Origin of the sequence: Actinomadura rubteroloni (genome assembly GCF_002911665.1) — a bacterium.
Classification (GTDB): Bacteria; Actinomycetota; Actinomycetes; order Streptosporangiales; family Streptosporangiaceae; genus Spirillospora; species Spirillospora rubteroloni.
The window spans coordinates 700,657-713,129 of the sequence record NZ_MTBP01000002.1 but is presented as its reverse complement, the minus strand read 5'-3'; the positions used below and the strand labels follow the sequence as shown (position 1 = coordinate 713,129).

At 73.1% G+C, this 12,473-nt stretch carries 15 protein-coding genes; 9 read left to right on the top strand and 6 right to left on the bottom strand.

Going from position 1 to position 12,473, the window contains the following annotated elements; all coding sequences use genetic code 11:
* Positions 1–41: 41 nt before the first annotated feature.
* Complete coding sequence (locus BTM25_RS14830) at positions 42–536, bottom strand: VOC family protein (RefSeq protein ID WP_103563493.1); 495 nt, start codon at positions 534–536, stop codon at positions 42–44.
* Between the two features lie 145 nt (positions 537–681).
* Here BTM25_RS14830 and BTM25_RS14825 point away from each other — a divergent pair, with 145 nt between their 5' ends.
* Genes BTM25_RS14825 through BTM25_RS14795 form a run of 7 tightly spaced genes read left to right on the top strand, consistent with a single transcriptional unit; the run spans position 682 to position 7,509 of the window.
* Positions 682–1,503, top strand: coding sequence for a fumarylacetoacetate hydrolase family protein (locus BTM25_RS14825; RefSeq protein ID WP_103563492.1), 822 nt, complete (start codon positions 682–684; stop codon positions 1,501–1,503).
* A gap of 5 nt (positions 1,504–1,508) precedes the next feature.
* Entirely contained in the window at positions 1,509–2,456 is a 948-nt protein-coding gene (locus BTM25_RS14820; RefSeq protein ID WP_103563491.1) for a TAXI family TRAP transporter solute-binding subunit, read from the top strand.
* Positions 2,453–3,436 carry a hypothetical protein gene (locus tag BTM25_RS14815; RefSeq protein WP_103563490.1) on the top strand — a complete coding sequence of 328 codons (984 nt, stop codon included), beginning with the start codon at positions 2,453–2,455 and terminating at the stop codon, positions 3,434–3,436. Before BTM25_RS14820 ends, BTM25_RS14815 begins: the two co-directional genes overlap by 4 nt.
* Positions 3,433–4,530 (top strand): alcohol dehydrogenase catalytic domain-containing protein, encoded by a 1,098-nt coding sequence (locus BTM25_RS14810; protein ID WP_103563489.1) that lies wholly within the window; start codon positions 3,433–3,435, stop codon positions 4,528–4,530. The genes BTM25_RS14815 and BTM25_RS14810 overlap by 4 nt, the downstream gene beginning before the upstream one ends.
* Complete coding sequence (locus tag BTM25_RS14805; protein WP_235828418.1) at positions 4,527–5,210, top strand: class II aldolase/adducin family protein; 684 nt, start codon at positions 4,527–4,529, stop codon at positions 5,208–5,210. The genes BTM25_RS14810 and BTM25_RS14805 overlap by 4 nt, the downstream gene beginning before the upstream one ends.
* Positions 5,207–5,920 carry a dienelactone hydrolase family protein gene (locus BTM25_RS14800; RefSeq protein ID WP_103563488.1) on the top strand — a complete coding sequence of 238 codons (714 nt, stop codon included), beginning with the start codon at positions 5,207–5,209 and terminating at the stop codon, positions 5,918–5,920. Before BTM25_RS14805 ends, BTM25_RS14800 begins: the two co-directional genes overlap by 4 nt.
* Entirely contained in the window at positions 5,917–7,509 is a 1,593-nt protein-coding gene (locus BTM25_RS14795) for a bifunctional 3-(3-hydroxy-phenyl)propionate/3-hydroxycinnamic acid hydroxylase (protein ID WP_103563487.1), read from the top strand. Before BTM25_RS14800 ends, BTM25_RS14795 begins: the two co-directional genes overlap by 4 nt.
* Here BTM25_RS14795 and BTM25_RS14790 read toward each other — a convergent pair.
* Positions 7,506–8,078 carry a LysR family transcriptional regulator substrate-binding protein gene (locus BTM25_RS14790; protein WP_235828417.1) on the bottom strand — a complete coding sequence of 191 codons (573 nt, stop codon included), beginning with the start codon at positions 8,076–8,078 and terminating at the stop codon, positions 7,506–7,508. The two genes, BTM25_RS14795 and BTM25_RS14790, sit on opposite strands and share 4 nt — an antisense overlap.
* Positions 8,079–8,179: 101 nt before the next feature.
* Complete coding sequence (locus tag BTM25_RS30355; RefSeq protein ID WP_235828416.1) at positions 8,180–8,365, bottom strand: helix-turn-helix domain-containing protein; 186 nt, start codon at positions 8,363–8,365, stop codon at positions 8,180–8,182.
* Between the two features lie 70 nt (positions 8,366–8,435).
* Between BTM25_RS30355 and BTM25_RS14785 the strand changes: the two genes are divergently transcribed.
* Positions 8,436–8,972, top strand: a complete 537-nt coding sequence (locus BTM25_RS14785; RefSeq protein ID WP_103563486.1) for an HAD family hydrolase — start codon at positions 8,436–8,438, stop codon at positions 8,970–8,972.
* Here the strand turns inward: BTM25_RS14785 and BTM25_RS14780 are convergent.
* The gene (locus BTM25_RS14780) at positions 8,908–9,453 is read right to left on the bottom strand and encodes an RNA 2'-phosphotransferase (protein WP_103563485.1); all 546 of its coding nucleotides are present in this window, start codon (positions 9,451–9,453) and stop codon (positions 8,908–8,910) included. The genes BTM25_RS14785 and BTM25_RS14780 overlap by 65 nt on opposite strands.
* A gap of 60 nt (positions 9,454–9,513) precedes the next feature.
* On the bottom strand, positions 9,514–9,780 hold the full coding sequence (rpsT, locus tag BTM25_RS14775; RefSeq protein ID WP_103563484.1) for a 30S ribosomal protein S20: 267 nt from the start codon (positions 9,778–9,780) through the stop codon (positions 9,514–9,516).
* 260 nt (positions 9,781–10,040) lie between these two features.
* On the opposite strand from rpsT, the gene lepA reads away from it, so the two are divergent.
* The gene (lepA, locus tag BTM25_RS14770; protein ID WP_103563483.1) at positions 10,041–11,879 is read left to right on the top strand and encodes a translation elongation factor 4; all 1,839 of its coding nucleotides are present in this window, start codon (positions 10,041–10,043) and stop codon (positions 11,877–11,879) included.
* 31 nt (positions 11,880–11,910) lie between these two features.
* Here lepA and BTM25_RS29640 read toward each other — a convergent pair whose 3' ends face one another.
* Positions 11,911–12,432 carry a DUF4870 domain-containing protein gene (locus BTM25_RS29640; protein WP_168212119.1) on the bottom strand — a complete coding sequence of 174 codons (522 nt, stop codon included), beginning with the start codon at positions 12,430–12,432 and terminating at the stop codon, positions 11,911–11,913.
* Positions 12,433–12,473: the final 41 nt, after the last annotated feature.

Sequence of the window (12,473 nt, the reverse complement as noted above, 5' to 3'; positions counted from 1 at the left end):
CCCGGGGCGAGGTGCCCCGGGCCGTCGCCGTCAGCGGGCCCTCACTGCACCGGCTGGTAGTCCGGCCCGCCGTCGCGCAGCAGCCGGTCGGCCTCGGCGTAGATCTCCTCGGCGGGCAGCCCGAAGTCGATCGACTTGCGGAACGGCTGCCGGACGTCGCGCTCGATCCGCAGGTAGACCTCGTTGCGGTTGCCCTCGGGGTCGAAGAAGTAGATCCCGAAGGCGTTGCCGTGGGTGACCTCCTGCTGGACCTCGACGCCCTCCTCCTCGAACCGGCGGTGGAACGTGCGGATGTCCTCCAGCGACTGGACGCGCCAGGAGATCTGGTGCGTCTGCTTGGCGCCGGGCGCGGCGGTGCGGCCCTTCTGCAGGACGAACTCGTGGTGCTCCTCGTGCGGGCGGGCGCTGAAGAAGACGATCCCGAGGTCGGCGTCCTCGTCGGTGACGGTCAGGCCGAGGACGCGCTCGTAGAAGTCCCGCATCTTCGGGAGGTCGTCGACCCAGAGTCCCGTGTGGCCGAGTTCGGCGATGGCCATGCTGGCTCCTTGTCTCGATTGTCAGGAACATGATCCTGCTTAATGGGACAAGCCTAGTCGAGGGGGTCCGGACGATCTAGAGCTAGCGTGTCGCGAATAACAGGATGTATGCTCTGCAAATCAGGACAGAGACAAGGAGTCGGGGATGCGATTCGTTGCGTATCGGGACGAGGACGGCGCCGAGGCGCTGGGCAGGCTCGACGGGGACCGGGTGCACCGGCTGCACGACGTGCGCCGGATCGACCATGAGGTCACGTCCGAGAGCCTGCGGGACGCGTCCGCCGACGGCGCGGGCACGCCCCTCGACGGCCTGGAGCTGCTGCCCGTGGCGCGGCCCGGCAAGATCTTCTGCGTCGGGCTGAACTACCGGTCGCACATCGCGGAGACCGGCCGCGAGCTGCCGACCTACCCTGTGCTGTTCCCCAAATTCGCGTCCAACCTCATCGGGCACGGCGCGGCGATCACGCTGCCGCCCGAGTCGGAGCAGGTGGACTACGAGGCGGAGCTGGCGGTCGTCATCGGCCGCGGGGGCCGGCGGATCGCGCGCGAGGACGCGTTCGACCACGTCCTCGGCTACACGATCTGCAACGACGTGACGATGCGAGACTTCCAGTACAAGACGCACCAGTGGACGCAGGGCAAGGCGTGGGACGACTCCACCCCGCTCGGCCCCGTCCTCGTCACCCCGGACGAGCTGGACCCCGGCAGGCTCGCGATCTCCCTGCGGCTGAACGGCGAGGAGATGCAGTCGTCCACCACGGACCTGCTGATCTTCGACATCCCCGAGCTGATCGCGGTGACGTCGCAGTTCACGCGGCTGGAGCCGGGCGACGTCATCCTCACCGGCACGCCGGGCGGCGTCGGGTTCCGGCGCGACCCGCAGGTCTTCCTCGCCGACGGCGACGTGGTCGAGGTCGAGATCGAGGGCATCGGCGTCCTGCGCAACCCGGTGCGGGCCGAGGCGTGAAGCCCGTGGACGTCCGGATCCTGTGCCCCGGGAACAACTGGATGAACATCGGCGGCCTGCTCGCGAACGGGATGGGCGGCTACCGCAGCCCGCTGCCGGACGGCTCCACGATCGCGGCCGTCACCGGCACCCCGCCCGCGCTGCTCGGCATGGACGGCCCGCGCCTGGTCGCGGAGGGCCGCTTCCAGTTCGGGATCACCACGCCGACCTGGGCGCTCGCGATGGCGCGGCTCGGCCGCGGCCCCTACGCCGAGCCGCTGCCGGTGAAGGCCGTCGCGGCGTTCGCGCACGACGACCGGCTCGCCCTCGCCGTCCGCCGCGAGACCGGGATCACGAGCCTGCACGAGATCGCCGCCAAGCGGCTGCCGCTGAAGGTCTCGATGCCGGGCCGGGAGATGGGCCACCCCGCGCGCTGGGTGATGGACGAGATCCTCGCGCAGTACGGCTTCTCCGAGGAGGACTTGCTGAGCTGGGGCGGGACGCGCCTGGACGACCGGCCGCGCGCCCAGAACGCCCCCGACGTCGTCCCCGCCGACCCGTCCTTCGACGCCGTCTTCGACGAGGCGATCATGACGATGCGGTGGCGGAAGCTCACCACCCAGTACGACCTGCGGTTCCTGCCGCTGGACGACGACGTCCTCGCCCACTGCACCGCGATGGGGATGCCCGCCGGCGTCATCGAGAAGGACCGGCTGCGCGGCGTGGACGCCGACGTCCCGGCGATCGACTTCTCCGGCTGGGTCCTGTACTGCGCCGACGACCTGCCCGACGAGCTGGCCTACCTCGCCGTCCGCGCGCTGGACGAGCAGAAGGGCGCGATCTCGGCGCGGTTCACCGGCCCGACCCGCCCGCTGACGAGCCCGGTGAACCTGCGCGAGTGCTGCCGCGACCTGCCCGTTCCGCTGCACCCGGGCGCCGAGGCGTACTACCGCGAGCAAGGAGCACTGACATGACGAACGTCCGCGAGCGGTTCGAGACGTTCCCGTTCGACGTCCCGGCCCGGATCTTCGAGCGCCGCGAGGACCTGCTGCTCGCCGAGCCGGTCCCGTCCGCCGACGGGCGCAAGCGGCACCGCGACCACCCGCCGCTTCAGGTCGTCCACTTCCCGCCGGAGTACGTGGCGCAGCCGTTCGCGCACCCGCGCGGCGTCTACGAGAGCGAGTTCCTGCGGCTGGAGTGGCAGACGATGAACAACCGCCAGCCGTTCTACCACCGCAACTGCGACGTGGACGAGATGTCGTACCAGGTCACGGGCGTGCGGACGCTGATGACCGACCTCGGGAGCATCGACCTGCACCCGGGCGACTTCTCGCGGCTCCCGGTCGGCGTCGCGCACGACAACTACGGCCGCGAGGACATCCACATCCTGTTCTACGTCCCCGGTCCGGTGGCCGAGGCGCTGCCGCCCGCCCGGACGGCCGAGGTCGTGATCCCGCCGTTCGAGGGCTGGGAGCCGGTCATCACCAACGAGCTGATCACCGAGTGCCTCGGCGGGACCGGCCACGACATCGTCATGGCCCCGGTGGACGAGCTGACGCTGCTGGAGCAGGGCAAGAGCGAGGGCGAGCGGCTCCAGGTCCTGCACCCGGACGCGACCGCGCCCGGCACGACCTGGCTCTACACCTCGCGGGACGTGTGGATCGGCCGGACGTACGCGGCGTCCGGCGACGGCCTGACCTACCGGCGCCTGCGCAATGCCGAGGAGATCCAGTACCAGGTCAACGGGCACCGGCACCTCGTGACGCAGCGTGGAACGGTCCGGCTGGAGCCGGGCGACTTCGTGCGGATCCCGGTCGGCGTGGCCGCCACGAGCATCCACGACGGGCCGAGCGCGCACATCACGCTCGTGTCCGGCCGCGAGCTGCCGCAGGTCGCCGAGACCGCGCGGACCGCCGAGCGGCTGGACGCCCCCGCGATCGAGGCCCTGCGATGACCGCGATGCTCGCCGCCCGCGCGCACGCCGGCGCGGACGCCCTGGCGCTGGAGAAGATCGCCGTGCCCGAGCCGAGGCCGGGCGACGTCCTGGTCCGCGTCGCGTCCGCCGGACTCGCGCCGAGCCTGATGAAGCTGCTCGCGCGCGGCTCGTTCCGGCATCTGCCGAGCACGCCCGGCCACGAGATCGCCGGGACGGTCGCCGCCGTCGGCCCGGACGCCGACGCGTCGCTGGTCGGCAAGCGCGTGCGCGTCCACCCCGGCCTGTCCTGCCGCGACTGCGCCTACTGCCGCACCGACCGCGAGCAGATGTGCGCGTCCGCCGCGATGCTCGGGTCCGGCGCGCACGGCACCGGGCCGATGCCGCTGTACGAGCGGTACCACGACGGCGGGCTCGCCGAGTTCGTCCGCGCGCCCGCCTGGCTCGTGGACGTCCTGCCCGACCGCGTCGGCTTCGACGTCGCCGCGAAGGTGCAGGACTTCGGGAATGCGCTGCGCGCCGTCCGCACCGCCGACCTGCCGCCCGGCGGGACGCTCGTCGTCACCGCCGCGACCGGCACGATGGGCACCGCGACGGTCAAGCTCGCCCCGCACCTCGGCGCGTCCCGGCTGATCCTGGTCGGACGGTCCGCCGAGCGCCTGGCCGCCGTCGCCGCGATCAGCCCGCTGCCCGCGCGGACCGTCGCGCTGGACGGACTCGGCGCGGACTGGGAGACCTCCGGCGGGCTCACCCGGCGGCTGCTGGACCTCGCGCCCGGCGGCGCCGACGCCGTCGTGGACTACCTCCCGCACGGCGCGGGCACCGGCCAGGCCACCGCCGCCCTCGCCACCGGCGCGACGCTCGTCGCGATGGGCGGCAACCGCTCGCCGTTCCCGCACACCGCCCGCGACCTGCAGCACCACTGCTGGCGCGTCGCCGGGACGCGCGGCTGCACGCGCGCCGACACCGCCGCCGTCCTGGACCTGCTCGGCTCCGGCGCGCTCACCGCCGACGAGCTGATCACGCACCGGTTCCCGCTCGCCGACGTCGGCGCCGCGCTCACCGCGCTCACCGGCCGGACCGAGCCGATCTGGATGGCGGTGGTGAACCCGTGACCGCCGACCTCGCGATCCGCGCGACCCGCGCGCTCGCCGCCGCCGGGCAGGCCGACATGGTCTGGGGCCACGCCGCCGTCCGCGACCCGGACGGACGCGGCATCTGGATCAAGGCGCCGGGCTGGGGCCTGGAGGAGGTGGACGCCGACCGCGTCCAGCTCGTCTCCTTCGACGCGGACGTCCTCGAAGGCGAGGGCAAGCCGCACAAGGAGTGCCACATCCACCTGGAGATCATGCGGCGGCGGCCCGACGTCACCTGCACGGTCCACACCCACGCGCAGGCCGCCGTCGCGTTCGCCGCGCTGGACACGCCGCTGCTCCCGATCTCCCACGAGGGCGCACTGTTCGGCGGCGCGGACGTCCCGCGCTTCACCCGCACGGGCGGCCTGGTGGAGAACCCCGGCCTCGGCCGGGCGCTCGCCGAGACGCTCGGCGACGCGCCCGCCGCGCTGATGCCCAAGCACGGGCTGGTCGCGGCCGGGACGAGCGCCGGCGCCGCCGTGATGCACGCCGTCCTGCTCGACCGCGCGTGCCAGACCCAGCTCATGGCCATGGCCGCCGGGCCGGTCCGGGTCTTCTCCGACGCGGCGGAGGCCGCCGCCAAACGCCTCCAGTGCTGGCCGCCGGGACAACTCGACGCCGGCTGGAACTACCTCGACCGAAAGGGCTCCTCCCGATGACCGCCATCACCGTGACCACCGCCGACGGGCCGATGGACGTGCACGTCGCCCGTCCGGACACGCCCAACGGACGCGCCGTCGTCGTCCTCCAGGAGGCGTTCGGCGTCAACGCCCACATCCGCGACATCGCGCGGCGGTTCGCCGAGCGCGGCTACCTCGCCGTCGCCCCCGACCTCTTCCACCGGACGAACACCGGTGAGATCGGGTACGACCAGCACGCCGAGGCGATGGGGCTGATCGGCAGGCTCGGGCCGGACGAGATCATCACCGACGTCCGCGCCGTCGTGGACCGGCTGGAGAGCACCGAGGACGTCGCCCGTCCCGACATCGCCGTCGTCGGGTTCTGCTTCGGCGGGCGCGCCGCGTTCACCGCCGCGACCGCGCTGCCGTCCCTCGGCGCGGCCGTCGTGTTCTACGGCCCCGGCATCGCCGCCGGCCCGTTCGCCGTGCTCGACCGCGCCGCGTCCATCACCGCGCCGCTCCTGCTGCACGTCGGCGCGGACGACCCGACGATCCCGGCCGAGCACGTCCAGGCCATCGACGCCGCGCTCGACAAGGCGGGCGTGGACTACGAGCAGCACGTCTACGCGTCCGCCGGGCACGCCTTCGCCTGCGACGCCCGCCCCGCGATGTACCGCGCGGACGCCGCCGCCACCGCCTGGGACCGCACGCACGCGTTCCTGGCCGAGCGCCTCCGGGTGACGCGATGACGCCACCGCCCGTCCTGATCGTCGGCGCCGGGCCGGTCGGGCTGACCGCCGCGAACCTGCTCGCGGCGCGCGGCGTCCCGCTCGTCCTCGTCGAGCGCAACCCCGCGACCAGCGACGAGGCCAAGGCCATCAGCCTGGACGACGAGTCGCTGCGCACGCTCCAGGCCGCCGGGCTCGCCGAGACCGTGCTGGAGATCGTCGTCCCCGGCACCGGCACCCGCTACTACGACCGCAAGGGCCGTCCGCTGTTCCACGCGCGCGGCCCCGAGCCCTACCGGCTCGGCTACACGTTCAAGAACCAGTTCGCGCAGCCCGAGCTGGAGAAGGTGCTGCTGGACGCGCTGCGCGGACGGCCCGGCGTGGACGTCCGGTTCGCGACCGAGCTGGCCGACGTCAAGGAGTCCGGCCAGGGAGTGACCGCGACGCTGCGCTCCGCCGACGGCGACGCGTCCCTGGACGTGAGCTGGGTCCTCGGCTGCGACGGCGGGCGCAGCACCATCCGCGAACTCCGGAACATCGACATGACCGGGACGAGCCACCACGACGTCTGGCTCGTCGCCGACACCACCGGCGACTACCACGACGAGCGCTACGGCATGCACCACGGACGGCCCGACCGGCCCACCGTGATCGTCCCCGGCCGCGACGGCCGCTGCCGCTACGAGTTCCGCCTGTACCCCGGCGAGGGCGACGGCGGCACCCGGCCGGACTTCGCGACCATCGAACGGCTCGTCCGTCCCTACCGGTCCATCACCCCGGACCAGGTGGAGCGCTGCACGAACTACACGTTCAACGCGGTCGTCGCCGACCGCTGGCGCGACGGACGGTGCTTCCTGCTCGGCGACGCGGCGCACATGATGCCGCCGTTCGCCGGGCAGGGCCTCAACTCCGGCGTCCGCGACGCCGCCAACCTCGTCTGGAAGATCGCCGAGGTCTGGCACGGCCGCGCGGACGAGGCGCTGCTCGACACCTACGAGCCCGAGCGGCGCCCGCACGCCACCGCGATGGTCGAGTTCTCCGAGCGGCTCGGCCGGGTCGTCATGACGACGAGCCCGGCGCGGGGCGCGCTGCGGGACGCGACCGTCCGGACGCTGCTGGCCACGCCGTGGGGCCGCCGCTACCTCGGCGAGATGCGGTTCCGGCCGCGCGCCGTCCACGCGGCCGGGTTCGTCGCGGGCCGGCACCGGCTCACCGGGACGCAGCTCCCGCAGCCGCGCGTGCTCGTCCCGCCGAGCCTGCACCCGCGTCCGCTGGACGAGGTGCTCGGCGACGGGCTCGCGCTGCTCGGGGTGAACGTCGCGCCGGCCGCGTGGGACCGCGTCGCGCGCGAGCTTCCGCTCGACGGCCTCGCGCTCGTGGACGTCGCGCTGGACGAGCGGCTGCCCCGTCCGCACCCCGGCCGCCGCGCCGTCGCGGACGCCGACGGACGCCTCCAGGCCGCGCTGGCGAGCGCCCGGGGCGGGTTCGTGCTCGTCAAGCCGGACCGGTACATCGCGGCGGTGTTCCCCCCGCTCCAGGCGAGCGTGGCGGCGCCCCTGCTCGCCCTGTGCGCGCGGGACACGGCCGGCGCGGAGCGCCGCGCCGGCTAGCCCGGCACGTGCGCGCGGACCGCGGCCAGCAGGTCCGCGCACGCGGGATCGGTCCGGCCGGGGACGTGGACGGCGTGGTAGGGGACCGGCGGAAGATCGGTGATCTCCCGCCGGACCAGCCCCGGCGGCGTCCGGACGCACCCGTTCACCACGGCCGGGCCGACGCCGAGCGCGGCGAAGTGGAGCAGCAGCGGCCAGCCCGCGGCCTCGACGGCGACCGTCCACGGCACGTCGGCGGCGCGCAGCGCGCGTTCCAGCGCGACCCGGTGCGGGCCCGGCGCGGGCGGGACGACCAGCGCCGACCCGGCCAGGTCGCGCAGCTCGACGGCGGTGCGCGCGGCCAGCGGATGGTCCGGCGGCACCACCAGCACCTGCGGGTACCGGGCGAGCGGGACGGCCTCCAGGTCGGCGGGCAGGACGTCCAGCACCGCGACGCCGACGTCCGCGCGGCCCGTCCGGACGGCGGCGAGCGTGCGCGCCCGGTCGCCGTTCAGCAGCCGCAGCCCCGGCACCGCCCGCACGACCTCGCCGAGCAGGTAGAGGTAGGCGCCCTCGCCCGCGGCGAGCACCGGGCGCCGCGCCGGGGCGGTGCCGCGCAGTTCGGCGAGGAACCCGCCGACCCGCGCGTCCAGCTCCCGCGCGAACCGCGCGACCTGCTCGCCCTCGTGGGTCAGCGCGAGCGTCCGCCCGCGCCGGACGTACAGCGGAGGCCCAGCGACGCCGCGAGCCGCGCCACCTTCGCGTGCAGCGACGGCTGCGAGATCGACAGCTCCGCCGCCGCCCGCGTGAAGTTGCGGTGCTCGGCGAAGACGGCGAACGCGGCCAGCGCGTCGGTGGACACCCGGTCCAGATCCATAGGCTGAGCCTATAGTTCGACAGGCTTTATCTAGTTCTCTTCGAGTCTTCGGCCCGCGACGCTGGACGCCATGAACACCAACGCACTGGGCATCGACTTCGGCCGCGTCATCATGGGCGGCGCGCACGCCACCGGAGAGCAGGACACGGTCTTCCTCGACGGCACCCTGGAGGACGCCCTCGCCTCGCCCGCCATGCCCGGAATGTGGGAAGCGGTGCCGCGGCTCGTCGCGCTGTTCGACGGACGCGCCTGGATCATCTCCAAGTGCGGCGACCGGATCCGGCAGCGCACGCTCGCCTGGCTCGACCGCCACGACTTCCACGCCCGGACCGGGCTGGACCCGGGGAACGTCCGGTTCTGCCGCCGACGGCCGGAGAAGGCGGTGCACTGCGCGGACCTCGGGATCACGCACATGATCGACGACCGTCCGGACGTGCACCGCGCGCTGGAGGGGATCGTCCCGCACCGCTACCTGTTCGGGCCGCAGCGCCGTCCGTCCGCGCTGCCCAACCCGCTGACCTGGGCGGACGCCGAAACGATGATCACTGCGGCAGTGCGAGGAAGCGGGGCGGAACAGCGGCCACCAGCCACACGCCGTTCGCGCTGACCCGGAACTCGTGGCCATCGGCCGCCATCCCGGCCGCGTCCACCGTGAGGACCACCGGACGGCCCCGGCGCGTCCCGACCCGCTCGGCCGTGGCCCGGTCGGGCGACAGGTGGACCGCGTGCCGTCCCATCGGGAGGAGGCCGTCGCGGCGGATGCCGTCCAACGCGCGCCGGACCGTCCCGTGGAACAGGACGGGCGGGGGAGCGGCCACCGGCAGGCCCAGCTCGACCGGCACCGAGTGCCCCTGGTTCGCGCGGATCCGCAGGCCCGCCGCGTCCAGCGCGTAGCGGCCCTTGGCGTCGGACGCGACGACGGCGTCCAGCTCGGCGCGGGTCACCGGGAAGCCGTGCCGGGCGGCGGCGGCCAGCAGCGCGGCCACGTCCGTCCAGCCCGAGGCGTCCAGGACGAGCCCGATCGCCTCCGGCCGGTGCCGCAGGTGGCGGCCGAGGAAGCGGGAGATCGCGACAGTCCGGTCGTCCACGGCGTCCCTTGCGGAAACGGCGAAGCCGCGGCCCGCGGGCCGCGGCTTCGCCGGAAGCGCCTACTTCGCCAGCGCGGCGGCCTGCTTGGCGATGGCCGACTTGCGGTTGGCGGCCTGGTTCTTGTGGATCACGCCCTTGCTCACGGCCTTGTCGAGCTTGCGGGCGGCCTGCTGCTGCGCGGCGACGGCCTTCTCGACGTCACCGGCGTCGGCGGCCTCGCGGAACTTGCGGATGGCCGTCTTCAGCTCCGACTTGACGGCCTTGTTGCGCAGCCGAGCCTTCTCGTTCTGCTTGTTCCGCTTGATCTGGGACTTGATGTTAGCCACGTCGTAGTGCCTCAGCCTTGGTCGTAGAGATTTCGCCTGCCGCTGGCGCCGGTCAGGCATCCAACGAATGAGAACGGGGGCGGACGGTGCCCCCCAGGGCACGACTACGCCACACGCAGACGCACAGCCTACCAATGGCGGACGCTTAACTCGAACCGGAGCCGCTGCACGGACCATCCCGGGCCGCGTGGGACTATGGAGAACGGCGACCTGCGTCGCCGCGACCCCAATCCCATCTGTGATTTTGCGAACGGACCCCGGTGGCAGCGCCTGAGCCGAACACGACCGACCCCGCGATCATCCGCAACTTCTGCATCATCGCGCACATCGACCACGGCAAGTCGACGCTCGCGGACCGGATGCTCCAGCTCACCGGGGTCGTCGAGGAACGCCAGATGCGCGCTCAGTACCTCGACCGCATGGACATCGAGCGCGAGCGCGGCATCACGATCAAGAGCCAGGCCGTCCGGCTGCCCTGGACCCACGGGGACCGCGAGCACATCCTGAACCTGATCGACACGCCCGGCCACGTCGACTTCTCCTACGAGGTGTCGCGGTCGCTGGCGGCGTGCGAGGGCGCGGTGCTGCTGGTGGACGCCGCGCAGGGCATCGAGGCGCAGACGCTCGCGAACCTGTACCTGGCGCTGGAGGCCGACCTCCACCTGATCCCGGTCCTCAACAAGATCGACCTGCCGGCCGCGCAGCCGGAGAAGTACGCCGAGGAACTGGCCGGAATCATCGGCGGCGATCCGGCGGACGTGCTGCGCGTCTCGGGCAAGACCGGCGAGGGCGTCCGCGAGCTGCTGGACCGGATCGTCGAGACCGTCCCGGCCCCGGTCGGCGACCCCGACGGCCCGGCCCGCGCGCTGATCTTCGACTCGGTGTACGACACCTACCGGGGCGTCGTCACCTACGTCCGCGTCATCGACGGCCACCTGTCGCGCCGCGAGAAGAGCCTGATGATGTCGACCGGCGCCGCGCACGACACGCTGGAGGTCGGCGTCATCTCGCCCGAGCCCAAGCCGGTGGGCGGGCTCGGCGTCGGCGAGGTCGGCTACCTCATCACCGGGGTGAAGGACGTCCGGCAGGCGCGGGTCGGCGACACCGTGACCGGCGCGTCCCGGCGGGCCCCGGTCTCGCTCGGCGGGTACCGCGACCCGAAGCCGATGGTGTTCTCCGGCCTCTACCCGATGGACGGCGACCAGTACCCGGACCTGCGCGACGCGCTCGACAAGCTGCGGCTGAACGACGCCGCGCTGGTGTACGAGCCGGAGACGTCGGCGGCGCTCGGGTTCGGGTTCCGCTGCGGCTTCCTCGGGCTGCTGCACATGGAGATCGTCCGGGAGCGGCTGGAGCGCGAGTTCGGCCTGACGCTGATCTCCACCGCGCCGAACGTCGTCTACCGGGTGGTGATGGAGGACGGCACCGAGCACACCGTCACCAACCCGAGCGAGTTCCCCGAGGGCAAGATCGCCACGGTCTACGAGCCGGTCGTGAAGGCGACGCTGCTGTCCCCGAGCGAGCACATCGGCGCGATCATGGAGTTGTGCCAGGGGCGGCGCGGCGTGCTGCTCGGCATGGACTACCTCTCGGAGGACCGCGTCGAGATCCGGTACACGCTGCCGCTCGCCGAGATCATCTTCGACTTCTTCGACCAGCTCAAGTCGCGGACGCGCGGGTACGCCTCGCTGGACTACGAGCCGAGCGGCGAGCAGGAGTCCGACCTCGTCAAGGTGGACATCCTGCTCCAGGGGGAGTCGGTGGACGCGTTCAGCCAGATCGTCCACAAGGAGAAGGCCCGCGACTACGGCCTGATGATGACGTCCAAGCTCAAGGAACTGATCCCCCGGCAGCAGTACGAGGTGCCGATCCAGGCGGCGGTCGGCGCCCGGATCATCGCCCGGGAGAACATCCGCGCCATCCGCAAGGACGTCCTCGCCAAGTGCTACGGCGGCGACATCTCCCGCAAGCGCAAGCTGCTGGAGAAGCAGAAGGAGGGCAAGAAGCGGATGAAGACGATCGGCCGGGTCGACGTCCCGCAGGAGGCGTTCGTCGCCGCGCTCTCCACCACCGAGCCCGCCGAGAAGACCAAGAAGTGACGGAGTCCCCTCCCGCGCCGGGAGGGGAGTCTCACTTCAGCAGCGGCCAGGCGAGGACGGCCGGGACGCGCCGGAACTCGCCCTTGTTCGCGGCCCGTCCGGCGTAGACGAGGAACACGAACAGCGCGACGGTGAACAGCACCGGGATCCAGACCAGGATGCCGATGAGCTGGGAGAGCAGCAGGCCCACGATCCAGACGACCGCGCCCGCGACGCCCATGTTGAGGCCCTGCGCGGCGTGCCGGCGGACGAACGGGCTGCGGATCCGGCCGAAGTAGACGATCGCCGGCGCGAGCGCGCCGATCACGAACTGGCCGATGTAGGCCATGAGCGCCCAGTTCAGCTCGTGGGCGTCGGCCGGTCCCTGGTCGACCGGAGGCGGCGGCTGGGGCTGCCGGCCCTGCTGCTGCGGGGGCGGCTGCTGCCAGCCCTGCTGCTGCGGAGGCTGCTGCCACTGCTGCGGCGCCTGCTGGTGCGGCTGCTGCCACTGCTGCTGTTGCGGGGGCTGCTGCCAGGGGCCGGGGCCGGGCTGCGGAGGAGGCCCGTAGGCCATGCGCGACGTCCTCTCTGGGGTGGCCGGGATGTCCGGTACGA